The sequence below is a fragment of the Mesorhizobium sp. M0189 genome (assembly GCF_040322135.1).
Lineage (GTDB): Bacteria > Pseudomonadota > Alphaproteobacteria > Rhizobiales > Rhizobiaceae > Mesorhizobium.
The window spans coordinates 34043-58030 of sequence record NZ_JAMYSW010000024.1 but is presented as its reverse complement, the minus strand read 5'-3'; the positions used below and the strand labels follow the sequence as shown (position 1 = coordinate 58030).

Below are 23988 nucleotides of genomic sequence, written 5' to 3'. Positions count from 1 at the left end.
CCTGCCGCGCATCTCCCCCACAAGGGGGGAGATTGGCAGCTGCGATGTCCTCCCTCAAGAAGGAAATTCTCCAGTGACCCAACTCCCCCATGCCGAAGACTTCGGCAGGGCGCGGACGGCTGCCGATTTTGCCGCCGTCATCGCCTTGCTCGACACCGACCTCAACAATGCGATCGCCCGCAAGGGCGAGCTGGAAACGGAAAAGTTTCACGCGGTCGTCGGCGCCGGCAATTTGACGGCGGCGCGTGCCGCATTGGACGACTGCAACGCTGAAATTGCGCTGATCGAGAAGACCATCGAGGACGCGTACGAGCGCCGCGTTGGCGTCCCCCTGGACGAACCCCCCGCCGAACCCGTCGCCGCCACGCCGGCGCCCGGCGACGAGGTCAGGACAAACGCCGAGGCTCTCGGCGAGCGCTGGCGCATGGTCCACTGGCTGATCGAGGAACTGCGCCAGGAGCTGTTCGCGGCCGATGCCTTGAGCCGCGCCGTCACCGCCGCCAACGGCGTGTCCGACGGCGACGCCGGGGTCAAGGTCAACCTGACCACCATCCGGCGCACGGCCATGGCCGGCCCGCGGGCCACAGCACCCACGCGGCTCAGCCGCCCGGCGATCCAGGCCGACCGACTGCTTTTGTCCTTTCTCAGCCCCGGCGGCGTGCTCGACCGGCGCCCTTCGATCGGCGCGCCGGTCGACGGCATCAAAAGCAAATTCATTCCCGCCGGCGAACGAGGCTGACCATGTGCACACTAGCTCTTATCGGCACGGCGCTTTCCGTCGGCGGCGCGCTGGCGGAAGGCCAGCAGTCCAGGCAGATGGCCGACTACCAGGCCAAAGCCTATGAACAGCAGGCGCGGGCCGACGCTCAAAGCTCGGCCTTCGAGCAGGGCCAGGAGCGCCACAAGCAGGACCTGCTGCAGGCGCAGGCGCGTGCCCAGGCCGGCGCTTCGGGCGTCGCCATGGCGGGCTCGCCGACCGAGGTGCTGGCCGCCAATGCCAGGCAGGGCCAGCTCGACCTCAAGGCGATCCAGTACGGCTCGCAGCTGCGCCGGAACGGTCTCGGCACGCAGGCGGCGATCGCGCGCTTTTCCGGCAGGCAGGCGGTGGGCGCCTCGATCTTCAAGGCCGGCGGCAATCTCGTATCGGGCATCTCCGGGCTCTACGACCCGGCCAAGGCGGTGACGTTCGGCAGAAGCGCCTTCCCGCCGGCGCCGGGCGGAGGCCTCTACTGATGGCCACCATCCCGCTCCAGCTTGCCCAGCGCCGGCTCGATACCGGCACTGTGGCCTCCTATCCGAACGGCTCGCCGGTGGGCGCGGCCATGCAAGGCTTTGGCGACGAGCTCTCGGCGGTGGCCGAGCGCTTTCGGCAGCAGAAGCAGCAGCAGGATGCGTTCGACGCCGACATTATCGGCCGCGAGCTGAACGCACGCATCGCGCACGCCGAGGCCGTGGCGGTGCAGACCGCGCCGGCCGACGGCGGCGGCCTGCACGACTTCATGTATGGCCAGCTCGATCCGCGCAGCGACGGCGTCGTCAAGCCCGGCCTGTTCGACCAGATCTTCGACGACACCGCGGCGAAAGTGCCGGAGGGCGAACGCGCCAATTTCCTCGCACAAAAGCAGGCGTTGCGGCTCGCCGGCTCGGCGCGCATGGCCGCGCAGCAGCACGCGCGGCGCCAGAACTACGAGCAGGCCGAGTGGACCAAGGTCGAGGACGGCTACACAAGCGCCATCGCGCAGGGCGACCCGGACGATAGCGACACGTTCGAGGCGATCAGGCAGAGCGGGCTCGAACTGATCGGCAAGATGGGCAACCCGCTTGCCCGGCAGGCGGCCGAGGCCGCCTGGCGCAGCAACACGGCAAAGGCGCTCGCCCAGGCGATGATCGCCAAGGACCCTAAGCGCGCTGCCGAGATGTTGGGGGCGGTGTTGGCCGCAACGGACGGCAAGACCAAGGACGATACCGTCGAGGCTGTGAGTGGGCCTCCGGCGGATGGAACTGCCGCACCGGCTTCGCTCCGTGACCGGGTAGGCAAGCTTACGCCGGACGAAAGGTCGGCGCAGGCCTTTGGGGACGACATTGCCCCCGAAGAGCGGCCAGGGTTGGTCCAGCAGGCCCGAGCCGCCGACGCGATGCGGCAAGTCGAAAAACGCACAAACATTATCCTGGCCGAGCAGAATGCGCCGGCCGACATCAGGGACAGTGGAACCTATTCCGGCCCGATCCCAACGCCGGAACAATTCGTCGCTCTCTATGGCGCTACCGAAGGCGCCGGGCGCTTCGAGGCGTTCAACAGGACCGTTGAGGTTAATCGCCAATTCCACGGCATGCGCGACCTGTCGAATAACGCCGTGCGGGCCATGGTCAAGGACGCCGACCCCACCGCAGATAGTTCAACGCCGGAAGTGGATAAGGCACGCCATGACGCTATCGCCGCCGCCGCGGACCTGACGTTCAAGGCCAGGCAGGCCGATCCGGGCGGCTATGTCCGCGAGGCATTCGCGAACCTTGATGCGGCCTGGAGCAACCTGTCGAAGCCGGGAGACTATCGGGCGGCGATCATTGGCTCCATCGCCGCCCAGCAACAGTTGGGTTTTGAGACCGCCCAGCCGCTACCCAACTCTGTCGCTGAGGACATTGTCGGCAGACTCAAGGCCCAGCCGCAACACCAGACCGCAGAGCTGCGCAATGTGTTCGCCGCGCTACCGAATCAAGCCGCGCGCGAAGCGGTGCTGAGCCACCTGTTTCAGACCAGCGCGTCCCAAACGGACAACAGCATCGCGGACAGGTCGGTCCGGGCAGCTGTAGTCGACCCGATGATGCTGCTCGATTTAGCCAACACTGTCGAGCCAGGACGATCGGTATCAAACGCGGAACTCACCAACTACTTACCGACGAATCAAGAGTGGCTCGGGAGATTGATAGCCGGCGACAGTGAGCGGGGGAGCCTATGGCGTCTTCTCGCGCAAAAACTCGTGGGCTCCGATGGGCTTGGCGAAGACAGCATCTCGGTGGCCGACTTCACGCCGTTGGGGACGTCATTTGCACTGGAGAAGGCTGGAAATGCAGCGCTGGAAGGCAACTACGACCAAACACTGCTCAATGCCGCGGGCGCAATTCCTGGCGATAGGTTGGCGGTGGTGGCCCTGGAACGCGCCGCGGCGAAGATTGCCAAGCCCTGGGTAGAGAAACTCTCAATATTTTCGAGGCGGCCGACTGACCTAGTCGAAGGCGGCGAGGCACTTGTTCGTGGGGTCGATGCCGAAACCCTTAGGCACCAGCAAGCGCTTGCGCGCTCGGTCTCGCCACCAATCCCACGCCGGAAGACGCGAGCCGGTGAAATGTCCGATAGTGCCTTTGATACCGCGTTACTAGGTGCGATGCTTGCTAGGGATACGTCCAAAGTTAAACATGCCGGGGCGAAGGTTGGGTGGGCTCCATCCAAGGACTATCGAAAAACCTTTTTCGACGCGAATCCTAGTCTCAACAAAGCGACTATATAGTGCATCATGGCGTCGAGCAGGGAGTTTTTAAAAGGTATCCCGGGCTTTTTGCAGAGCAAGAGCTGCATTCAATCGAGAATCTTCGTGGAATCCGGAACGAGTTCGACATAAATTTGCACCAGAAGGTCATTCGGAACGAGTGGGAATATTTCTATAAGAAAAACCCTCATGCTACTCGCCAGAATGTCCTTGACTATGTTACGGAAATCGACAAGAAGTATGGACATTTGTTCTATCTACCAATAGGTGACTGATGAGATACTTTGACATTCTGCCCGATGTGGCCGGCGGATTGGGCGACGGCACTGTCATGGATACCAGTGTCCACCCTCCTATCGTGAGCAAGCTTGTGTACCAGATGGAGGGATGGATCGGTGATGTTCTTATAACAAGCTTTCCATGTTTCCTCGTGACGGAAGAGGCCGCGCACGCATTGTCAGAAATCGGCTTCACCGGAGCGGCATTCGCCCCTGTTGAAGTCATAACGTCCGAAGATTTTCGCGAACAGCAGCCCGAGGTAGAGCTTCCATCTTTCGTGTGGCTGAAGGTGAGCGGGAAGGCGGGTCACGATGACTTCGGCATCGCCAAGAACCTTGACCTCGTCTTATCAGAGCGAGTCTTCGATGTGTTTGATGAACGAGGTCTCCCTTCAGCTACCATCAAGCCGTTCGACATTTGGCATGAGCAGCGTTGAGCTTTGCGAGCCCATTCCGGTAGAGCCGTGCAGCGCACTCGCGACAAGCCTGTGCAGCGCTGAATATGGATGTGTCTCACGAGAAAGCGCTGGCCGACCGGGGGCACGCATCGTGCGAGAGCAGATCATATTAAACACCATAGCGATGCAGGAGACTATGCTCGCTGGGCAAGAAGAAGATGGCTCAAGCAAGAAATGAAAGGGAACACAAGTGGTCGAGCGAAATTGTAGCGACGTCAAACCCGACTTGACTAGCGTCACCCGCTTGCCGTCGGCTGACAAAAGCACAGGCGATGAAGAGCTTGATGCTGCACGTCTGGAAGCCCGAAAATATCTTGAGTTTTATGACTGGTTTCAGACATCAAGGGAGAATATCTTGGGTATGGGGCCGACGGCATAATATATATTTTCCTTTTCGAGATTGTACCTGGCAGGCCGGAAGTGGATCCGTGAGTATGGGTGATCGTAGGCGATGTGCCTCCGACATACCTGACTTGTGAGGACGCCAAGACTCCATACGAGGCGCTGGATGGATATGTCGGCGCCATGGAAGAGTGGGTCGAAGCTGCGCGACGAGGGGACCCGGTGGCGGATCTAATCCCGGTCGATGTGCCGGCTAGCCCAGCCAACGCCGAAATGTGGGTAGCCGTCTCAAGTTCCTTGATGAGAATGTGCTTCCGTTACTTCCGAAGTGATGTATAGGCGCTTCTCTGCAAGCGCCGTCAGCTAGCTAAAGGTTCTACCGTGCGGTGATCATCGGCAAGCCCCGAACTCGAGCAGCAAGCAGGCGCATTGCCCAGACTTCGATCGCAAAGAGCCGCGGCAAAGCAGCTTGGTTCAACCAGCTATACTAATCTTTTAGTGCTTTCACGATGCTGGCTTATGGCCCGCTAACCGCAGAGCGGTCAGTTGGCGGTGCCTTTTGGATCGCCCCCTGTTTCAGATGAAGGATTGACCTGTTGCGTACCGACTCTTTTGCGACCATGGCAAGGATCGCTTTTTTGCTTACCTTGGCCGCTGTTCTCCTGCTCGCGCTTTCGCCGGTGCGCTTCCTGCAGGAGTTGGACATGGGCTTCACCTTCCACCATGACAAGCTCAACCACGCCGCGGCGTTCGCTGTGCTGGCGGCGCTCGGAAGCCTCGGCTGGCCGGAACACAAGACGAGGCTGGTCGTGCTCCTTGCCATTACCGGCGCGGCGATCGAGCTGCTTCAGGGCGTGCAGCTGATCGCGCGCGATATGGATATCCTCGACTGGGTCGCCGACTGCGCCGGCATGGCCTGCGGGCTGGCGGCGATCGGCGGCACAAGAAGGCTTGTTGGCGGATTGCTATAGGCCTGGACCGCGTTGCTCGCTGTCCGCAAAATCGTCCGTGCCTGCCGCGCCGGATAACGCGGTGTCCGGCAGGCTAGCTTAGATTTCCCACCGCCAGCACCGAACCCCTTCCAGCCTCGCTTATGCGGGGCTTTTTTTATGGAGCAACCCCTCATGTCCCGACCTGCAACTGCCGCCGTTCGTCTCCTGACCGGCGAACGCGAACCCGTGCGCCTCGCAACCACGGCCGACATCCTCCTGCACGGCCTGCAGGCCATCGACGGCGTGCCGGCCGAAATCGGCGACCGCGTGCTGGTCAAGGACCAGGCCGACCCGACGCAAAACGGCATCTACACGGCGAGCGCAGGCGACTGGTTCCGTGCCGCCGACGCCCGCACGACGCGCACCGTGCAGAAGGGCACGACGGTTCACATCCAGATCGGATCGGTCAATGCCGACCGCGTGTTCGAATTCACCGCCGACGAGCCGGCCGTCGGCGCCGATGCCATCACCATCGCCGCATCCGTTCCGCCCGACATCGCCGACGTAGTCGAAGAGGTCGAAGCGCTGCGCGATGAAACCCAGGCCTTGAAGGATGCTGCGGAAACCAGCGCCGGCCAGGCATCGGCCAGCGCAGCCGCTTCCGCCGCGAATGCCAGCCAAACCACGGCCGACCGGGCTGCCACCAATTCCGATGCCGTCGCCGCCGCGGCGGCCGTCGTCAGCGCCCAGGCCGCACGCGACGCTTCGTTCTACGGCAAGGGCATTTTCCCGACGACTGCGGCGGCAATCGGCTTCGGCGTCGTCGGCAATGGTGCGATCACGGCAGGCTCGGGCGGCGCCAATGGCACGTTCGACCTGGCGTTTACCGGCGGCACCGGTTCGGGCGCCGCCGGCCGCTTCGTGGTGGCGGGCGGGGCGCTGACGCAGATACTGATCACGGCGCCGGGCTCCTACACAGTGGCGCCGACGTTGAGCTTTGCGGCGTCGGCGGGGCTGGCCGGCGCAGCGGCGGTGGCGGTAATGGGCAGGAATGTCGATGTCGCCGAGTATTTCTGGACGGAGGTCAGCGCCGGCTTGCTTGGCCTATTCCGAGTTGACGCCGGGCCGGTTGCAACCGACATAGGAGTTCGTTCATCGACGGCCAGCATTGTGACGAACGTCGATGCGCTGTCGCGCATAGAAGGGCTTGCGGTCACTACGATCAAGCTGACCGAGGGCACTGGTTCCGTCGCGCCGACCTGTTTCCGAACCTATACATTCTCGACTGGCGTCGTAGTCGAGCATGTCGTGACCGCCAGGGCATCCGAGCGCCGGCTGCTGCAGCTGCTTTCCAACGGGCCAGCTGTCTATACCGCCAATTTCGATCTGTCGGACGGTACCTGCACCGGTACCGGCCCGGCACTCACCAGCTTCTCTATGATCGCGCTGGGCGGTGGCGAGTACGAATGCAGAGCGGTAGTCACGCCGACTGCGAACGGCGCTGCCAACGTCCAGACGCGGTTTTCGCCGGCCGGCGTGTTCCCCTTCACCGGCGATGGCGCCTCCGGCGTTTACGTGCGGAACATCGTCCTGCGGCTTCCGTCAACGACCACCAATCTGTTTCCGAGCAGCGACCCGACGAACGCCGTCTTCACCAAGACCAACTGCACAGCCGCGGCCGCGACCGTCCCGGAAGTCAGGGTGGTGCCGCAGTTGCAGGCGCTGGTCGACGTCATCGATGTGCTGGTCAATGGCCGGCTAACGGCCGACAAGATCATCGAGCAATCCGGTTCGGGCAGCCCGTCTGTATATCAGGCCATCGCATGGGTGATCGGTCAGACCTTCGTTTGGGATGTGTATGCCCAAAAGGCCGAGAGGACACGCCTTAACCTGTTTTCCAACGGGGCCTGCGCCTTCGACTGCACCTTCGATCTTGCAGGTGGCACCGCTTCCGGCAGCGGCGCGGCATTCGGCACCGTTTCGACGCAGGCGATCGGCGCCAACTGGTATCGTTGCCGGGTGACCGGCACTGCGAACGGCACCGGCATCGCCAATGTCCAGCATCGCGTGTTCCCGGCCGCCGGTGGCCATCCTTACGTCGGCGACGGCGTGTCGGGCCTCGGTCTCCAAAGCTCTAGCCTGAGCATCAACGGGGGCGCGAACATCCTCAATTCGCCGCGCGATTTTTCGTCCGCAGCCTGGATCAAGGCTGCTGGAATGCCGCCGGTTGCCGCCAACACCATCCGCTATGTCGGCGCGCTCGATCCGAGCGCGATTGACGCGGATGCCGACGACGGTCGGGCAGCGCTTGTCGGCAAGAAATGGACGCTGCTCGGTTCGAGCATCACAGCCCAGGCGTTCTATAGGGGACCGCTGGCCGTGAAGACCGGCATGGTTCCGACAAATCTTGCCTATAGCGGTGGGTCCTTGGGAATTGCCACCAATGGGCACTATGGGTCGCAAAAGATCTACGACCAGATTGCCCTTATTCCGGTAGATGCCGAGATCATCACTTTAGAGCCGGGTCCGAATAATTTCGGAGCGGCCGACGTAGTTCTAGGCGACCTGGGGGATCAAACCCTTGCTTCCGGCTTCACCGGGGCCATGGTTGATGCCTTCAAGGCCATGCGCCTCCGAGCCCCTATTGCCAAGATCATATGCCTCGGTACTTACAGCGGTGGTCCTGGCCACGCTACTCATAGGCTTTTCAGGACAAACAGTCAGGGGAACACTCTCGACCAGTTCATGCGGAGGGAACGCGAGGTCTGTGAAATGATGGGGATCGGCTTCATCGACGTCGGCGGCGGCAGTGGTATCGGGTACCTGACCTCGACACTCTACATGTCGGACGAATTGCACCTCAACAGCGTCGGCGGGGAGAGATACGCCAGCTTCGTTGCCGATAAGCTGCGCGCGCTATCGCGGGTTGGATTCTTTGGCACTTGATCTAGTTGGAAATTTCGCTCGCTTGTGGCAGATACCGGTGAATGCGTATCTTCTCGACCTTCCTCGCTTTTCGCCGTCTCTTCTGGTCATGGATCGCCACCGGCGCTGCCAGGGAGAATGCGATCGTCGGACCCCGGACGCGGTTCGGTGCAGGGGCGGAAATCTTCAACATCCACGGCGACCGAGCGAGGGTTTCGATCGGTGCCGACAGCCATTTGGATGGACATTTGCAAATCTTCGCCCATGCAGGCCGCATCGAGATCGGCGATTGGTTCTACCTTGGACCCGGCTCAACGGTTTGGTCGTCTGATCCGGTGGGGATCAAGATCGGCAAGCGGGTGCACGTTTCATGGGGGGTCGCGATCCACGATACCAACTCGCATCCCATGGACCCTCGGAAGCGGTTTGCGCAAATGCAGGCCATCTTCAAGGAAGGTCACCCGCGCGTCGACCCCGGCATCCGATCGTCGCCAATTGTGATTGGAGATGACGTCTGGATCGGCAATAGCGCCATGATCATGAAGGGTGTCACCATCGGCGATCGGGCTATTATCTCGGCCGGGTCAATTGTTCGATACGACGTTCCGGCCGATGCATTGGTGCGGCCAGCAGACCTAGTGAAGTGATGCCTGTCGCTGCCGCTCATCAACGAGGGTCGTGCCGTCGTATCGCACTGCATGTCGAGCCGGTCGTCCAGTCTACATTTCTCGTCTCGATCTCAGGGCGCTTCGATAAAAGGCATATGCTTGATGCGCTCCCATTGGTCTTTAGCCGTAGTTCTAGACCAGCGGTTACGCAGGACGTTCTCTCGATAGGCCTGGGCAGGCTCTAATTCCGGTATGTCCGAAGCGTCAGGTAAGAAGAACGCGTTCGCGCCGGCGGCCGAGACGGCAACGAGCTTGTAGTCGTGCGTCTTGCATAGCTTGGTCAGGGCGGTGATCGATGCACCGTGATACCAGCCGCTGTCATGCTTGGCCGTGCGGTCGAACGCGAGATCATAGGGCACGGTGATTGGGTTGAGACCGAAACTGGCATTGTACTCCGCGACAATGACAGCCGGACGCACTGGCAGCAGGGCTTGCAGAAACCAGTAGTCGTTGCCGTCGACGTCGACGGAAAGCACTCCAAGCTGTGGAAAATGCGTGGCGAGGTTTTTGATGTTGTCAAGATCGATGAAGCTCTGGCGCACTTCGATTCGCTTTGGAAGCAGCGAGCGGGCCAACCGCACGGTCGTTGCGTCGCCGTCGACGAGCAGACCCCTGAAGTCGCTAAGCCCAATGCAGTTGTATTCCGTGGGATGAAAACCAAACTCCAAGAATGTTTTCGGGCTTTGACCAACGATCCGCGACAGGATCACGCTCTCGTCGGATTGTGGAGACCCACCAAGGTGAGCTTTTGCGAGGTGAAAACAATAGCGGAGCGGGGTTGCGCGAAGAAAGGCATGCACGCGCGACTGGACATTCATCGCTAGATGACTCCTCGATCGCCCGCCCGCAGCAAATTATTTGCAACAAACAGCGACGGTTTGCAACCTTGCGCAACGACCGCGACCGCCTGCCAGACGCTTCGTTCGAACCGCCGAAAAGAAGAACTGCGCTCGAGAGCGGCGCGAGTCGCATCTGCAAAGGCATTTGACCGGAAAAGGCGCTCCGGCTGAGGTTGATGGCCGAGGCGCCGAGACTACCAGAGCGTTTCACTAACCTGCAAAGCTGTCGGCTCAGGAACGCCTTGCGATCGGAACATTGGCGCTAAATTGGGTGAGCTGCTGTCGTGCAATGCCTTGCCGCAGATGGCGCAGATTCAGCAGTTGCGCTTGTTGAGGGTGGGATTCTGCGGTTTGTCGCTTCAAGCCGGTTCCACCTATAAAGCTTTCGCGACGCAACCATAGTCCTACGGCGACGCTTGCTCAGTTCCTCTGGCGAACCTGTTGGGATAAAGGTCGGTCCCTAGCCTTCTGATGACAGCAAGGGCGCCTGTGGTTCCGCATCTGAGATGGGCGCTTTTACGATATCTGGCGCAGCGCGGCGCGCTTTGCTGCCATAGTCGATCTTCTTCGACTGCTTCTTGGCCCACTCTTCGACAAAATACCAGAGCAACAAAGCCGCGCCGAAACACGCGGCAAGCGCAATAGCCGATGCCAGCCATGGGGAGCCGGGGAACACCCGCTCGGATAGTTTTACGAACCTCATGCCGATAGGGACGTGCACGAGGTAAAGCGAATACGAGATCATCCCGACCCTGCTGAACAGGGACGACGCCGGCACCCAAGAGATTGCAATCGCAGTCGAGGCTAGAAGACAGGTGATTGCCCGCTCCGGTCCAAGCGTCCACCACGGCGCAAAGGGCAGCGATCCCGACGCAGAACGTGTTGAGGTCAACCCGCTTCGTCTAGAACATGAAGGTCAGAATGCCGGTGCCGAACACGCTCAAATGGGCCGGCAGGAATTCGACATATCCGGTGCTCACGATAGAGAGCGCGGCAAACCCGCCAAGCATTGCCAAGCCTGCAGTCCTGCTGCTGACCTGGATCGGAAAGAGCAGTCCTATCACCACGTAATATTGAAACTCGATAGCCAGCGTCCAGAACGGTCCGCTAAGCCAAGGCTGACCCACGAAGGCGTTCACATAGCCGATATGCAAAAGCACGTTGGTGACGGTGTAGGGAGGATGCGAGGTGTTGAATTGCGGGATGTGAGCCAGCGCCACGCCGCTGATCAGGATGAAGGCGATCGTCACGAAGTAGGGCGGTTCGAGGCGGACCATGCGCCGGGCAATGAAGCGGAAATAGCCGCTGATCTTGTGCCCAGCGAGGTCCATCGACAGCGGAACGATAAAGCCTGAAATCACGAAGGACAGCGGCACGCCCATGCGGCCATAGCTCCACACGTCATCGACGCCGTTTCCAATCCCGGCAGTACCGACGACATGGAAGACACACCATGAGAGCCGTGATGCCTCGAAGGGCATCTAGTGTCTGGTTGCGCATTCTTCCCCGCCGTGAGTTCGTCGCTAAGCCGCAAGGTGTGCCATCCGGCAACTGAATGCGCAACGTCAATTGCTATTCTGGCGCGGCTTCGCAGGGAGAAACGCCCTAATCTGTTCCGCCCATAAAGTATATGCGGCTCCCGTAATATGCGTGCCATCGACTGAATATTTCGGCAGCAACCTACCCGCGAGGGCGGAGCTGACTGGAGCGCTCTGCTCGTCGCAGTAGCATTTAATCTCGCGGGAGGATCGGGTCCCTCGCTAGCCAAACAATCTGCCTAGACATTTAGAGTCACGACAGCAGAAAAAAGCCGAGCAAAACCGCGAACACTGCGTCCGCCGCCGCCAGCGGCTACCGCCTGCTGTCCTGCGGCTTCTCGTGAGGCTCCTGGCCTTTCGACCACCAGACAAAATACAGCGAGCCCATCTTCATCACGGGAACGCGGCGGTCGCGTTCCCGGGCTCGCAGCTCACGATAGGTCTTCATCTTCAGGGTGCCGCCCGGCAGCCTGATACGCACTGCCATCGGTCCAACTCCCGTTGTGCAACGCAGCAATTGTGTGCAATGCGGTAAGTAGAGACCTTCCGTTACGGAAGAGTCAACAGCAGCATCATCAACTTATTTTGCGAGCTGGCCGGCGCAGGCTTCGCGGTGCCGGGCGGGCAGGCGCATGCCTGTCCGAAGGAGCTTCATCCTGGCGAGTGGTCGTCAATCAGGCGCTGGCGGTTCGACCACCAGGTGAAATAGACCCGGCCGAGCCTGACGACGGGTACGCGGCGGGCGCGTTCGCGATCGCGCAATTCGCGATACACCTTCACCTTCAGCGTGCCGCCAGGCATCCTGATACGCACCGCCATCGATTCCGCCACCCCATTGTGCAACGCAGCACAAGAGACCTTCCGTGGCGGAAGAGTCAACGCCTGCCCGCTGACTATTTTTGGGATCTGGCGAGCGGTCTTCGGAGGTTTCGGCGCGCAGGGCGGTTCCTGATCCCGCACGGAGGCACCAGTGCCCGGTCGGGATCGTCGGGTGCGCGGGCTATTTCCTGGGCGGGGGTTTTTTGGGTGAGGATGGACGATCGGACATGCCGCTCGGCCACCAGATGACGAAGTAATTGCCGACCTGCCAAACCGGCACCTCGCGATTCTGCTCGCGGCGCCGCAGCTCGTCGCTTTTCTTGATCTTCAAAGTCCCGCCTGGGAGTCTGATTCTTATCGTCACGTGTCCTCCCGCACCCGCTACAGGTACGAACGATATACGCGAACAGTTTCATCCCGGCTAAGCAATTTCATCCAGGCCGAGCAATTTCGGGGCCGATACAGCGCGCCGGACCGGCGCGAGATCGCCGAAACCGGCTCTATTTGAAGAAATCCGCAATGCCGTTGATGGCCAGCACCGCATAGACGATCGGTCCGGCGATAAACGCACAATAAAGGCAGAGGATCGCTGCCAGCACCGCGAGCAGCGGCTTGTCGCGACCGACGGCGCGGAGCTCGGACCTCACCGACCAGCGCGCCGCAGCGGTTTGTTCATCATCAGGCATGTGCACCATCCCGCGCCCATTTCACACGGCGGGTCGAAAACATCAACCTTCCTTGCAACATCGGCACGCGCTGCCGCCCAATTCTGCTTTGCCGCCACGCATCCGTTTTTCAACCTCAAAATCCTGCCCGAAAGGGCGGAAAGGACTGCCCATGGACCTTTCATTCAAGGGCGCCGCGAGGCGCCTCGATGACATAGACTTGCCGAAACTCGGCGCCCGGATCGGCGTCGGCGAGGACGAGATCCACGCGTTCCTCGATGTTGAAACCAGCGGGCACGGCTTCGACGCCGTTGGCCGGCCGGTCATCCTGTTCGAACCGCACGTCTTCTACCGCAACCTGTCGGGTGCCAAGCGGGCAACAGCGGTAGCCGCCGGCCTCGCCTATCCGAAGTGGGGCGAGAAGCCCTATCCCAGGGATAGCTACCCACGGCTCAGGGCAGCTTGTGCGATCGACGAAACCGCGGCGCTCAAATCCGCCTCATGGGGCTTGGGCCAGGTTCTCGGCGAGAATTTCAAAGCCGCCGGCTTTCCTACCGTGCAGGCGATGGTCGAGGCGATGATGGCGGACGAGGCGCTGCAGCTCGGCGCAGCGATCGATTTCATCGTCGAGAAGCGGCTCGACGACAATCTGCGCAATCACGATTGGGCGGGATTCGCCAAGGGCTACAACGGCCCCGGCTATCGCAAGAACGCCTACGACACCAGGCTTGCCGAGGCCTATCGCAAATGGTCGCGCATCAAGGACACGCCGTGGCCGTCTGCCGGTCCGGTGTCATCGGCGGTCGTCCCTGCAGCTCCGCCAGAGTCCGCAAAACCGATTGCCGTTCCACCGCCGGCCGCGGCGCCCTCTGCGCCTCCTGTGGCTGTCGCCAAGCCCGGCTTCTGGGCAGCGCTGATCGCCGCCGTCCTCGAACTATCAGCCATCTTCAAACTGTTTGGAAGGAAATGACATGTGGACCCGGATCAAGAGCTTTTTCTGCGACAGCGAGACAATATTCTGGGCGCGGCTTCAGGCGGCCATCGGCGTCATCGCGAGCATCGTCACCCATGTCGACCCGCAGGTTCTTTCGCCGATCATTCCGGGGGAATGGTTCCCCTGGTTTCTTGTGATCAACGGCGTTTTGACCGAGTTCCTGCGCCGCCGCCGCGCGGAGGATTTGTGATGGCCGCACTCCTCGCCATTCTCAGCGCCATCATCGGCAACAAGGTCGTCATGACGGTATTCGCCGCTGTGGCCGGCGGCATCGGCCTTTATGTTGCGGGCGGCATCAATCGGGCGAAGAAGGAGGCGGCTAAACAGGCCGAGGCAAAAATCGCGGCCGCCGAGGACCGCCTCGAAATGAACCGCGAGGCCGCCGCCGAAGAGCGCAAGGCCGCCGGCATGACCGATGCGGCAGCACGAGCGGAGGCTGGGAAATGGGCAAAGCGCTGATCCTCTGCCTGGTGCTCGCCGGCTGCACGACAACCGCGCCGGCCGGCAATCCGCGCCAGGTCTGGTGCGACCACAACCAGCCGCGCCGGCCATCGGCGGCCATCGTCGCCGCCGTGACCCGGCCCGAGCTCGACGAGATGAACGCCTTTAACGGGCAGGGTGCCAGATGGTGTGGGTGGACGCCATGATGCATGAGCTGCTCGACGTTCTGGGCATCAAGGCGCCGGTGCTGGTCGCCGGCCTTTCCGGCGGTATTTTGCGGGCTTTGTCGCGTCATCGCTACAAGGTCCGCGAAATGGTGGCCTCGCCGATCTGCGGCGCGCTGGCGGCGGCCTATCTGACGCTGCCGGTCGTGCATTATTTCCGCGCCGCCGGACTGCCCATTCCTTCTCCGGACGACGACACCACGACGCTCGCCGCGGCTTTTCTAATCGGCGTATCGGCGATGTGGATCTCGGATATCGTCTTCGAGGTGATCGTGCGCCGGTTCGGGCCGGTGAAGGAGGAGTAAGCCGCCCAAGCCTGACAAAAGAGTGACGTTCAGTTGAAGCCCGCGGCGCCGAAAGGTGCGGCGGGCTTTTGCATTTTCCCTGGCAATCTGTACGATCTTTTCTCTGCGAGGGCGGCTCGATCCGGCGCTTGCGAAACCAAGATACGCTTTAGGCCTCACGGGAGATGGTGTCATGATTGCCAGAGTCCTGACACAAGCGGCAGTCCTGACAGCCGGGGCGCTTCTGTTTGCCGCGACGGCCTACGCCCGGCCGGACAGCCGCGCGATGACGTGCGAACAGACACAGCTACTGATCCAGAGGCATCGCTCGGTAGTGCTCACCACCGGACGGAACACCTACGACCGATACGTCCGCCGATTCGGCAATGAATGCGACTGGCCGCAGGTGCCGGGCGCCGCTTATATCAAGACGCGTGACGGTCAATGTCTGGTCTATCGCTGCCAGGAGCCGGTTTTCGACCTCCCGAATTGAAGGCAGGGGCTTTTTCATCCGGCCGCCGACGCGGACAGCGAGGGCAGTGCGAAAGGCGGTGGCTCATTCTTCGTCGAAAGGACCACCTTCGCGTGCGAGATCGCGTGAAATAACGCGTTCATCGGTATCGTCCGGCAAGGCCTCGTCGCTTTCCTGGTAAGCGTTATCGTCGTCCTCCTCCGGCAGTTCGCCGTCTTTCTCGACGTCGTAACGGATGTCGCCGTTTTGCGGCACGCCGTCTGGGAGAATTCTCCCGCTCCGGATGGCATCCCAGTCCTGTTGCTGGATGGTCGGGCTCTCCGTCTCGTCGTCGGTTCGTTCTTTCCTGCGCGGTTCCATCGCTGGTTCTCCATAATGTCGGCGGCCCTGAACTGGCTCAGTGGTTGAACTCATAAGTCTGGCGGCCGGTTCCCGGGCCACTGCGGTCCGGGCGCATTGCCGCACGACGGAACCAATCGCGCCTGCCTGGCTTCACAAGTCAGACGATCCTGGCGCGAAAGGAGCTCGACATGAGACCGCTCATTTTCTTGCCGTACATGCTAGGCGCGCTGGTGCTGGCGGTGCCGGCGTCCGCGCAGCCGGGCGAACAGTCGCAATTCGACCGCTGCAAGGTCGAGCCGCCGGACAAGAACAGCCAGCAGCAGCAGCCGGCCGGCAACAATTTGTCCGATATGCTCGAGCCATGCGGTGGGGTGCTGAACCCGCCGCCAACGGGCGATCAGGGCATGGCGGCGCCGCCGCCGGATGAGGGTAGGACCCCGGTGATCAAGCCCGGCGATGTGCCGCCACAGCCGCCCAAGCAGTAGCCGCTTCATTTGCTGCCACAGGGGCTGCCCATGGGGCTGCGACGGGCGGTAACGCCGCGCCGTTCGAGCCGGCAGGTTTGTTGCAGTCGCCTAGGAACATTAGCTTGTCCTAAATGTTGTTTTAGACGCAGCCGATATCACCCCCTCCGGTATCGCTGCTGATCGGGAAACCGATCGGCCCGCGTCTTGCGACGCGGGCCACCGCAGTTCATCCGCAGTCCATTCGCCGCACGCACGGGCACTTCACCGCTATTCGATTAGCCGCCACTTACGGAACAACAAGGTGGCCTGGGCGTTTGCCTAGAGGGTTCGCCGCTTCGACCGGAATGCCGCGTCGCAACCGTAAAGGCGAGGCCCGTAACAACAGGAGTAGACGATGAAAATCCACCTTGTTCCTGCTGCGGCGGGATTGGTGTTGCTCGCCGGCGTCGGCGTGGCCACCGCAGACCAGGTGATTGTCACACCCGAACAGCAGACGGTCATCCGCGAATACGTCCACAAGCACCCGTTGGCGTCGATCAATCTTCTGGGGGTGGAGCTCAATATCGGTTCCACGTTGCCCGATACGGTCGAGCTGCAACCGATCGATGTTCCCGACGTGCAATACAGATACGTCGTCGTCGACGGTCGCACCGTGCTCGTCGACCCCGGCACGCGCAGGATCGTGCACGTCATCGAGTGACCGGCGTTCCCAAACCGCGAACCGGATTTGGAAAGGTCACGGTTTTATGAAATCGAGTTCCATCCCGAGCGATCGGGATGGAGCTGCCGCTGTCGTCTCGGAATAAGGAAGGAGCCATTCCCATGCTGCCGCATGTCGAGCCGACCAACGTGGCCGCAGCCGTCGACAAACTGCTTGCTGAACGAGGCGATGGCCTGCTGTCGATGAAGGCGGCGATAGCGCTGTTGCGCGAACGCACCGGAACGGAGCGCTCGGACGCCGATCTTGAAGGGCTGATCATCAAGAAGGCGGCGCTCCTCGGCGTTGCTGTCCTGTGTGACAGAGAGGCTCAATAACGGTGCCTGCCGCTCAAGACGCGGGTCGAAATTTCGGCTAGAACAAAGTTGCTTACGCATGAACCGAGCCGACGGAGGCAACAGTGACGGACAGGCAGGAACGGATTCGCCAGCGGGCACACGCGATCTGGGAACAGGCAGGCAGGCCCGACGGGGCGCATCAGCAGCATTGGGATCAGGCTACCGCCGAGATCGACGCAGAAACCGCCGCGCAGGAGACAGCCAGCCGGCCGAAGCCGAAACCACGCCAGCCTAAGCCGGCCACCAAGGAAGGAGCCAAACCCAAGGCGCGACCACGCAAAGCGTGAACTCGAGCGGATTTGATTCCATCGCTGGATCTCGCGGCCGGTCGGCCCATCGTAAGGCGGGACCAGTCCTAACCAGTCCCGCTGCCGCCCACCCTCGATGGTAAGCCTGATTGTCGTGGCTTACTACTTACCGCAATTGTTGTAGTTGACAGTCGGGGAAACCGTCCCGGCAGGCTTGTTGGACGCATCGGGTTGGGCACCTTGCGGGGTTGCAGGGCAGTTTTGATCCGCATTGGAGTTCATGGCACCCGTCGTGCGCATCGTGCTGCTGGTCGTGCCAGGGTCGATGCCATTCGGCTTGCGACGATGCTCTTCTCACTGCCAGGCGCATTGTTGTCCGAGCCGGCATTCTGGGCCATCGCCGCGGTCGCCAGACCGGCTGCAAGTATGGAGGCTGTCAGGATTTTCGTAAGCATGTTGATCTCCATCATTCGGTTGTCATCGCATGGCGACCGACCGTTGGGGCGACGTTCGTCTATCGCGGCGCCCATCAGTTGACGCTCGCATTGCTTCACCCGGCAGAGGACCTTCCCGAAGTAAAACTTTCGGAAAATTTCACTACAAACTTCACTCGGCTGTTGTGTGAACAGATACCATGAGGCCAGTAAGTTGATCGGCAAAGAAACCGATAATCTTCTTGCAAATTAGTAGGTATGCCACCGGCGATGTCGCGGGCTGTTCAGCGCAACTACAGCAAGGAGAGTGTTATGACCATCATAATCAAAACAATCACCGATGCGGTGGCGGGCAGCGCAGTTGTTTTCATGCTCTCGATGCCCGTGAATGCCGCGGACGGAATTGCCGTTGGTGTTGGCACTTCCATTGGCGGCAACGGCGGCATCAAAGCCGGCCTCGGCGCGACGGTTGGTGGCCGCCGGGGCATCAACGCTGGTGCCGGCGCAACGGTTGGGGGCAGCGGCGGCATCAAGGCCGGCCTCGGTGCGTCGCTGGGCGGCAGTCGCGGCATCAACGCCGGCGCCGGCGCAACGGTTGGCGGTTCCAGCGGCATTGCCGCGGGCGCCGGCGCGTCGGTCGGGGGCAGAAGCGGCATCAACGCCGGTGCCGGCGCCACGATCGGCGGTTCCGGTGGCATTGCCGCCGGCGCGGGGGTAGGTGTCGGCAGCGGCGTCAGGGCCGGCGCGGGGGTCGGGATCGGCAGCGGCATCAATGTCGGCGCCGGTGTCGGGATCGGCGGTGGTACCAATTCGAGCAATCCGTCCAACCCGGGCAGCCCGTCCAATCCCAACAATCCCAACAATCCCAGCAATCCCAACTTACCCCAGGTCGTCGCCGACATGTCGAGCGACAAGTTGGCCAGGATGAAGAGGCGCTGCGTCGACGTGCTCAGCAGCGAAGGCACTTATGACAGCGATTTGCGCCAGTTGTGCCTGCTGATCGCGCGCCGCTAGGGCGAATACATCGGAATGAAATGTCCGACCGGCCGAGAGGCCTTCGTCCACCAAACCTCCATCAGTCCAAAGCCCGCCATAATGGCGGGCTTTTTGCCGAGCACGTGGCGGCAGCATGACGGGGGCTCACAAGAGCACGCGCCTCAATGCGTTTGACGGCCAAAATCCGGCGAAACGGTCACCCCGCCCTCCAAGGCGTCCCGACCCAGCGCGGGACTGCTTTGCATCGGTTCGGGGCACGCGAACTCCGCCAGATCGGTTTCCGCGAAGCCGTCGAACTCGATAGCTGCGCCTTGGAGCTGGGCTGCTTGCATGACGAGCCATTCGATGTCTTCGCGCGCAACATTCTCGGCAAGGTTCTGCAGTCGCGCGGCTTCGGCGACAGCAGTCAGATTGATGGCAATCCCGGACCGCAATGTAGCTCGGACTCGGGAACTGACGTCTTCGTGCAGGCGAACCGAAAATCCGTAGCGCATGGAAAACCTTCCTTTCGGGAGCGGTTTGTCCCTCGTGTTCTACCATGCGCCCAGGGTCCGCGAGTGGCAAGCGAAAATCATCAAAAATCGTGTTGTGCCAAGTAGTTAGCGTATTTTGTTGATTGCCCATTTGATGCTTGATCCGCTTCATCGGACTTCTGCACGGATCATGCATCTGGAGGTCTTGACGTACTCTGCCAATATACCTAACTCTACAAAGAATTAGGAACATACTAACTCAGCTAATTTTAGCCTGGTATGGCTGGAGGCCGAGATGTCCGAACTGGAACGCCCGGAACGATTGCAGATCATGCTGACCGTCGATGAACTGGCGGCATTGGAGAACTGGCGCTTCGACAAGCGCATGCCGAGCCGGTCGGCTGCGGTACGCGAACTTTTGAGGCGAGGCCTCACAGCCGATGGCTTCCTGACGGCGGCGCATGGGACCAAGTCGCGCGACTTCGGCATTCTGCCGCATTCTGCCGATGGTGACGGGGCAGCCGAGGGGTCTTCCAGCAGCGAACAGTGAATCTCCAGCGACCCCGTTCGCCCGCCGCACCTCGCATGGCCTTCACGGCCACTGGGTATCATCAAGCAGCTTGGTTTATCTGTGTGGCCCCTCCGCCGTCGGTTGACAGAGCTGGCGTTGCAGATACATTGCACAGGACTATACAGGTGCAATGAACAGGTATGCCTATGGTCCGCCGCGTGGTCCCATCGTCTCCCGGTACGGGCAAGCCCGAACAGATCGCCACGGTTCTCGAACATGAAATCCGCTCCGGTGTTCTGGGCTTCGGCGACCGGTTGCAAAGCGAGAACGAGCTCGTCCAGCGTTTCTCCGTCAGCCGCAACACCGTTCGCAAGGGCCTCGAGGAACTGTCCAGCCGCGGGCTGATCACCACCAAGGTCGGCATCGGCTCTTTCGTCACCTTCGATGGCAAGCCCGTCGATGACTCAATCGGTTGGTCGCGGGCGCTCGCCAACGCCGGCGCAAATGCCGAGACGCGGACGCTGCGGCTCGAGGTGATCGAGGACCCTGATCTTGCCGCACTGCTTGGTATAGAAAACCCGTTTTTCATCGCTGTCGATCGGGTGCGCACCAATGCCAGCGACGGCCACGCTATCTCCATTGAGCGCAGCCGCCTGCCATTGTCACCCGAACTGGAGGACGTGCCGTTACGCGGTCTGCGCGAAGGCTCGCTCCACCAGACGCTCCGCGGCGCCGGTCTCATTCCAGACCATGGCGAGGAATGGGTCGGCATCGAAATGCTCAACCCAGAGGACGCCGCAATCCTCGGCTGCCCGCAAGGCACGCCGTTCCTGCGCGGTTGCCGCTTGACCCGCGCCGCCGATGACCGGCCGATCGAATATGTGACCAGCCTGCTCAACCCGGCGCATTTTGCGCTGCATATGAGGTTCTGAGTGATGCCGGACGACACCGGGAACATAACCGATCGGGCCATGGGAGCGCTTGTGGGCGGGGCACTGGGAGATGCGCTGGGAATGCCGACGCAGCTTTTGTCGCCGGCGCGGATTGCCGAACTCTACGGTCATGTCGAGGACTTCATTGCTCCTTTCGCCGACCATCCGGTGTCGAAGGGACTCCCGGCCGGGACGATCACCGACGACACAGAACAGGCGCTTCTGCTTGGCCGTATCCTGGTCGAATCCGGTAACCGGTTCGACCATGCGCGGTGGGTCAACGCGCTGCTCGACTGGGAACGCGATGTCAAGGCGCGCGGCAGCTACGATCTGCTGGGACCATCAACCAAACGCGCCATCGACGCCATCAATAACGGTATGCCAGCCGAGGAAGCGGGACGCAGCGGCGACACAAATGGTGCAGCCATGCGCATCGCGCCAGTCGGCATCATGATGCCGCCAGAGCCGCTTGACGCACTGGTCGGCAAAGTGGCCGAAACTTGCAGGGCGACGCACAACACGTCAATCGCAATCGCTTCGGCCGCAGCGGTCGCTGCCGCCATCAGTCGCGGCATCGCTGGCGGTGACTGGCGCGCCGCTTCCGACAGAGCCATCGCCGGGGCGAGGCACGGGGCAACGCTCGGCTATTGGGTGACCGGCGGTGACATCGCCGCGCGCATTGGGTGGGCGCAGAAGCTCGTACGCGGCAAGGAGACGAGCGACGCGATCCGGCTGATCACCGATTTGGTCGGCACCGGCGTCGCCAGTCAGGAGTCCGTTCCGGCTGCATTCGCGGTGCTGGAAGTCGCCGGCGGCGATCCCTGGCAAGCGGCAGTCATCAGCGCCAATCTCGGTGGCGACACCGACACGATCGGCGCCATCGCGGCCGGCATGGCCGGTGCCTGCACCGGCTTTTCCCGATTGCCACAAAAACACATCGCCCGGATCAAAGGCCTAGACATTGGGCGGGTGCGCGCGCTCGCCGCCGACTTGGTCGCCCTGCGGACGGCGAAGAGCAGGTCCGGCAAGGATGCGGCAGCATGAGCGGGCGTCTCGTCCACATCGGCAGCGCGGTAGTCGACTATGTCTACCGCATCGATGCCTTGCCGGCACCGGGCACGGAGAAGACCGCATCGAGCTTTGCACAAGTCGCCGGCGGCGGCTTCAACATGATGGTCGCGGCCAGCCGCACCGGCATGAAGGTGGTGTTCGGCGGCCAGCTCGGCAGCGGACCCAATGGCGACTTCCTGCGCGCGGCCTTAGCCACGGAGGGGATCGAGACACTGACGCGGGCATCGCCGGTTCTGGACAGTGGCAATTGCGTCGCCATGATCTCGAGCGATGCCGAGCGCACCTTTGTCTCGTGGCCTGGTGCAGAGAGTTTGCTCAGCCTTGACATGATGGCGCTCATTTCGGTCGCACCGGGCGACTGGGTGTTCACCTCCGGCTATACGGTTAGCTATCCGGGAAGCCGAGAGGCGCTTGTCGACTGGATCGAGGTGCTGCCGGCGGAAATTCCTTTGGTCTTCGATCCGACGCCGATCATTTCAGACATTCCGCGCACCATTCTCGACCGGGTGCTGGCGCGCACGAGCTGGCTGAGCTGCAACGCCGCCGAAGCGGCTGAGATCGCCGGCACCGGCGATGTCGAGGCTATTGCTGCCCGGCTGCTGGCCAGCCACTGCCCCAACGCGGCAGGCGTGGTCGTCCGCGCTGGCGCAAAAGGCTGCTTCGTGCGGCTGGCCGACGGCACCGCCCAAGATGTGCCCGGGTTCAAGGTCGCGGCGGTAGACACCAACGGCGCCGGCGACACTCATATCGGCGCCTTCGTCAGCGCGCTCTCGCACGGCGTGTCGCCGTTCGAAGCGGCGCGTTACGCCAATGCGGCGGCGGCGCTCTCGGTCACCCGCCATGGCGGGTCGATGGCGCCGAACGACCAGGAGATCCAGCGATTCCTCAGCCATGACGATCGACCGACGACCGTGCATGGCCGGAAACAAGAGGCCCATTTCTGACAGCCTAATGGGATAACAAGCCCGCCAACCGGGCAACAATGAGAGGAACGAACATGCGCATGCCCAAACTGACTGCTTTTCTGACGGCAACCGCTGTCTTCGCTTCGGCGCTTACGCTGGCCGCCAGGGCCGACGAGGTGCACGTACTCAACTGGAAGGGCTATGGCGCCGACGAGCCCTGGGCCATAGCCGCCTTCGAAAAGGCAACCGGCAACAAGGTCGTCAACGACTTTTTCAATTCCGAACAGGAAATGCTGACCAAGCTCAGGACCAATCCCGGCCTTTACGATGTCGTCATGATCAATGCCGCCTTCAACGATCAGGCGATGGCGGAAAAGCTCATTCAGCCGATCGACACGTCCAAGCTGGCGAACTATGCCGACATCAGCAAGGACAAGGCCGGATCATCGATGCTTGTCCATGACGGCAAGGTCTATGGGGTGCCGTGGGTTTGGGGGCTGACGGCGCTCGCCATCAACGACAAGTCATTCGACAAGCCGCCGACCAGCATCGCCGAAATGTGGGATCCCGCCCACAAGGGCCGCGTTACCATCCGTGACGATGCCGTCGAGGCCGTGCAGTTCGGCGCCATCGCTACCGGCCAGAACATCAACGACGTCAAGGACATGGAGGCGGTCAAGGCGAAGCTGACCTCGCTGATGCCGCAGATCAAGACGTTCTGGAGCTCGGAGAACGACTGGAACCAGATGGTTGCCTCCAACCAGATCGACATCGGCACCTATTGGAGCGGCTCGGCCGACCGCGCCAAGACGCATTTCAAGCTGCCGGTCTCGCTGGTCATTCCCCAGGAGGGTGCCGTCGCCTGGCTTGACGCCTTTTCCATTCCGGTCGGTTCCAAGAACGTCGCCGGGGCGCAAGCCTTCATCAACTACATGATCGACCCAAAGTTCTATGTCGAATGGGTTACCAAGGTCGGCGCGCCGGTGTCGGCCAACACCAAGGCGGTCGAAGCGCTGCCAGAGGGTTCCTTCAACCGCAAGGTGATGGGCGACCCGGCAGTCGCCAAGCGCATCCAGTTCCAGGCGCCGATTACTGACGCGCAGCGCGAGACCTATCTGGCGCTCTGGCAGCAGCTCAAGGTCGACGTGAAGTAACAGCAGAAGCCGCGATCAGCCGACCATCAATGTCG

At 61.8% G+C, this 23988-nt stretch carries 32 protein-coding genes; 23 read left to right on the top strand and 9 right to left on the bottom strand.

Annotated elements, in window-relative coordinates; all coding sequences use genetic code 11:
* The first annotated feature begins 73 nt into the window (after window positions 1-73).
* The 7 genes from NKJ09_RS28960 (at window position 74) to NKJ09_RS28930 (ending at window position 9067) form a co-directional block, all read left to right on the top strand.
* Window positions 74-739 carry a hypothetical protein gene (locus tag NKJ09_RS28960; RefSeq protein ID WP_352496023.1) on the top strand — a complete coding sequence of 222 codons (666 nt, stop codon included), beginning with the start codon at window positions 74-76 and terminating at the stop codon, window positions 737-739.
* A gap of 2 nt (window positions 740-741) precedes the next feature.
* Complete coding sequence (locus NKJ09_RS28955; protein ID WP_352496024.1) at window positions 742-1233, top strand: hypothetical protein; 492 nt, start codon at window positions 742-744, stop codon at window positions 1231-1233.
* Window positions 1233-3506 carry a hypothetical protein gene (locus tag NKJ09_RS28950; RefSeq protein WP_352764280.1) on the top strand — a complete coding sequence of 758 codons (2274 nt, stop codon included), beginning with the start codon at window positions 1233-1235 and terminating at the stop codon, window positions 3504-3506. The genes NKJ09_RS28955 and NKJ09_RS28950 overlap by 1 nt, the downstream gene beginning before the upstream one ends.
* Before the next feature lie 253 nt (window positions 3507-3759).
* Window positions 3760-4200 carry a hypothetical protein gene (locus NKJ09_RS28945; RefSeq protein ID WP_023723056.1) on the top strand — a complete coding sequence of 147 codons (441 nt, stop codon included), beginning with the start codon at window positions 3760-3762 and terminating at the stop codon, window positions 4198-4200.
* Between the two features lie 1001 nt (window positions 4201-5201).
* A complete protein-coding gene (locus NKJ09_RS28940; RefSeq protein ID WP_352516071.1) occupies window positions 5202-5534 on the top strand; it encodes a hypothetical protein in 333 nt (110 codons plus the stop codon).
* Window positions 5535-5687: 153 nt separating this feature from the next.
* Entirely contained in the window at window positions 5688-8441 is a 2754-nt protein-coding gene (locus tag NKJ09_RS28935; protein ID WP_352764278.1) for a phage head spike fiber domain-containing protein, read from the top strand.
* Window positions 8442-8482: 41 nt separating this feature from the next.
* Window positions 8483-9067, top strand: coding sequence for an acyltransferase (locus tag NKJ09_RS28930; RefSeq protein WP_352496028.1), 585 nt, complete (start codon window positions 8483-8485; stop codon window positions 9065-9067).
* Between the two features lie 92 nt (window positions 9068-9159).
* On the opposite strand, the gene NKJ09_RS28925 is transcribed toward NKJ09_RS28930, so the two are convergent.
* The 7 genes from NKJ09_RS28925 to NKJ09_RS28895 form a co-directional block, all read right to left on the bottom strand.
* Window positions 9160-9906: a hypothetical protein gene (locus NKJ09_RS28925; RefSeq protein WP_352496029.1), complete on the bottom strand. Its 747-nt coding sequence runs from the start codon at window positions 9904-9906 to the stop codon at window positions 9160-9162.
* 481 nt (window positions 9907-10387) lie between these two features.
* Window positions 10388-10672, bottom strand: coding sequence for an acyltransferase family protein (locus NKJ09_RS28920; protein ID WP_352496030.1), 285 nt, complete (start codon window positions 10670-10672; stop codon window positions 10388-10390).
* 157 nt (window positions 10673-10829) lie between these two features.
* Complete coding sequence (locus NKJ09_RS28915) at window positions 10830-11408, bottom strand: acyltransferase family protein (protein WP_352496031.1); 579 nt, start codon at window positions 11406-11408, stop codon at window positions 10830-10832.
* 370 nt (window positions 11409-11778) lie between these two features.
* Window positions 11779-11952, bottom strand: a complete 174-nt coding sequence (locus tag NKJ09_RS28910; protein ID WP_023723043.1) for a hypothetical protein — start codon at window positions 11950-11952, stop codon at window positions 11779-11781.
* Between the two features lie 164 nt (window positions 11953-12116).
* Complete coding sequence (locus NKJ09_RS28905) at window positions 12117-12284, bottom strand: hypothetical protein (RefSeq protein WP_352496032.1); 168 nt, start codon at window positions 12282-12284, stop codon at window positions 12117-12119.
* 181 nt (window positions 12285-12465) lie between these two features.
* Window positions 12466-12615 (bottom strand): hypothetical protein, encoded by a 150-nt coding sequence (locus NKJ09_RS28900; RefSeq protein ID WP_352496033.1) that lies wholly within the window; start codon window positions 12613-12615, stop codon window positions 12466-12468.
* Between the two features lie 169 nt (window positions 12616-12784).
* On the bottom strand, window positions 12785-12970 hold the full coding sequence (locus tag NKJ09_RS28895) for a hypothetical protein (RefSeq protein WP_023723040.1): 186 nt from the start codon (window positions 12968-12970) through the stop codon (window positions 12785-12787).
* Between the two features lie 151 nt (window positions 12971-13121).
* Between NKJ09_RS28895 and NKJ09_RS28890 the strand changes: the two genes are divergently transcribed.
* The 6 genes from NKJ09_RS28890 to NKJ09_RS28865 all read left to right on the top strand — a co-directional run bounded on the left by NKJ09_RS28890 (window position 13122) and on the right by NKJ09_RS28865 (window position 15385).
* On the top strand, window positions 13122-13919 hold the full coding sequence (locus NKJ09_RS28890; protein WP_352496034.1) for an N-acetylmuramidase family protein: 798 nt from the start codon (window positions 13122-13124) through the stop codon (window positions 13917-13919).
* Window position 13920: 1 nt separating this feature from the next.
* On the top strand, window positions 13921-14133 hold the full coding sequence (locus NKJ09_RS28885; RefSeq protein WP_352496035.1) for a hypothetical protein: 213 nt from the start codon (window positions 13921-13923) through the stop codon (window positions 14131-14133).
* Entirely contained in the window at window positions 14133-14402 is a 270-nt protein-coding gene (locus NKJ09_RS28880; RefSeq protein WP_352496036.1) for a hypothetical protein, read from the top strand. Before NKJ09_RS28885 ends, NKJ09_RS28880 begins: the two co-directional genes overlap by 1 nt.
* On the top strand, window positions 14387-14590 hold the full coding sequence (locus NKJ09_RS28875) for a hypothetical protein (protein ID WP_023723036.1): 204 nt from the start codon (window positions 14387-14389) through the stop codon (window positions 14588-14590). Before NKJ09_RS28880 ends, NKJ09_RS28875 begins: the two co-directional genes overlap by 16 nt.
* Complete coding sequence (locus NKJ09_RS28870; RefSeq protein ID WP_036245970.1) at window positions 14590-14913, top strand: hypothetical protein; 324 nt, start codon at window positions 14590-14592, stop codon at window positions 14911-14913. Before NKJ09_RS28875 ends, NKJ09_RS28870 begins: the two co-directional genes overlap by 1 nt.
* A gap of 172 nt (window positions 14914-15085) precedes the next feature.
* Window positions 15086-15385, top strand: a complete 300-nt coding sequence (locus tag NKJ09_RS28865) for a hypothetical protein (RefSeq protein WP_352496037.1) — start codon at window positions 15086-15088, stop codon at window positions 15383-15385.
* Window positions 15386-15448: 63 nt separating this feature from the next.
* Here the strand turns inward: NKJ09_RS28865 and NKJ09_RS28860 are convergent, their stop codons facing one another.
* Window positions 15449-15724 (bottom strand): hypothetical protein, encoded by a 276-nt coding sequence (locus tag NKJ09_RS28860; protein WP_023723033.1) that lies wholly within the window; start codon window positions 15722-15724, stop codon window positions 15449-15451.
* 170 nt (window positions 15725-15894) lie between these two features.
* Here NKJ09_RS28860 and NKJ09_RS28855 point away from each other — a divergent pair, with 170 nt between their 5' ends.
* The 5 genes from NKJ09_RS28855 to NKJ09_RS28835 all read left to right on the top strand — a co-directional run bounded on the left by NKJ09_RS28855 (window position 15895) and on the right by NKJ09_RS28835 (window position 18925).
* A complete protein-coding gene (locus tag NKJ09_RS28855; protein ID WP_352481617.1) occupies window positions 15895-16191 on the top strand; it encodes a hypothetical protein in 297 nt (98 codons plus the stop codon).
* 376 nt (window positions 16192-16567) lie between these two features.
* Entirely contained in the window at window positions 16568-16873 is a 306-nt protein-coding gene (locus tag NKJ09_RS28850) for a DUF1236 domain-containing protein (RefSeq protein WP_031195423.1), read from the top strand.
* A gap of 77 nt (window positions 16874-16950) precedes the next feature.
* Window positions 16951-17208: a hypothetical protein gene (locus NKJ09_RS28845; RefSeq protein WP_352481616.1), complete on the top strand. Its 258-nt coding sequence runs from the start codon at window positions 16951-16953 to the stop codon at window positions 17206-17208.
* An 83-nt stretch (window positions 17209-17291) separates the two neighbouring features.
* Window positions 17292-17516, top strand: coding sequence for a DUF2934 domain-containing protein (locus NKJ09_RS28840; RefSeq protein WP_352481615.1), 225 nt, complete (start codon window positions 17292-17294; stop codon window positions 17514-17516).
* Window positions 17517-18223: 707 nt separating this feature from the next.
* A complete protein-coding gene (locus tag NKJ09_RS28835; protein ID WP_352496038.1) occupies window positions 18224-18925 on the top strand; it encodes a hypothetical protein in 702 nt (233 codons plus the stop codon).
* Window positions 18926-19068: 143 nt separating this feature from the next.
* Here NKJ09_RS28835 and NKJ09_RS28830 read toward each other — a convergent pair whose 3' ends face one another.
* Window positions 19069-19401, bottom strand: a complete 333-nt coding sequence (locus tag NKJ09_RS28830; RefSeq protein ID WP_023721299.1) for a hypothetical protein — start codon at window positions 19399-19401, stop codon at window positions 19069-19071.
* A gap of 274 nt (window positions 19402-19675) precedes the next feature.
* On the opposite strand from NKJ09_RS28830, the gene NKJ09_RS28825 reads away from it, so the two are divergent.
* The 5 genes from NKJ09_RS28825 to NKJ09_RS28805 all read left to right on the top strand — a co-directional run bounded on the left by NKJ09_RS28825 (window position 19676) and on the right by NKJ09_RS28805 (window position 23953).
* Window positions 19676-19930: a hypothetical protein gene (locus NKJ09_RS28825; RefSeq protein WP_023721298.1), complete on the top strand. Its 255-nt coding sequence runs from the start codon at window positions 19676-19678 to the stop codon at window positions 19928-19930.
* A 167-nt stretch (window positions 19931-20097) separates the two neighbouring features.
* A complete protein-coding gene (locus NKJ09_RS28820; RefSeq protein WP_023721297.1) occupies window positions 20098-20823 on the top strand; it encodes a GntR family transcriptional regulator in 726 nt (241 codons plus the stop codon).
* Window positions 20824-20826: 3 nt separating this feature from the next.
* Window positions 20827-21867, top strand: coding sequence for an ADP-ribosylglycohydrolase family protein (locus NKJ09_RS28815; RefSeq protein WP_023721296.1), 1041 nt, complete (start codon window positions 20827-20829; stop codon window positions 21865-21867).
* Window positions 21864-22838: a PfkB family carbohydrate kinase gene (locus tag NKJ09_RS28810; RefSeq protein WP_352481613.1), complete on the top strand. Its 975-nt coding sequence runs from the start codon at window positions 21864-21866 to the stop codon at window positions 22836-22838. The genes NKJ09_RS28815 and NKJ09_RS28810 overlap by 4 nt, the downstream gene beginning before the upstream one ends.
* Window positions 22839-22891: 53 nt before the next feature.
* Window positions 22892-23953: an ABC transporter substrate-binding protein gene (locus tag NKJ09_RS28805; RefSeq protein WP_352481612.1), complete on the top strand. Its 1062-nt coding sequence runs from the start codon at window positions 22892-22894 to the stop codon at window positions 23951-23953.
* Window positions 23954-23988 lie beyond the last annotated feature (35 nt).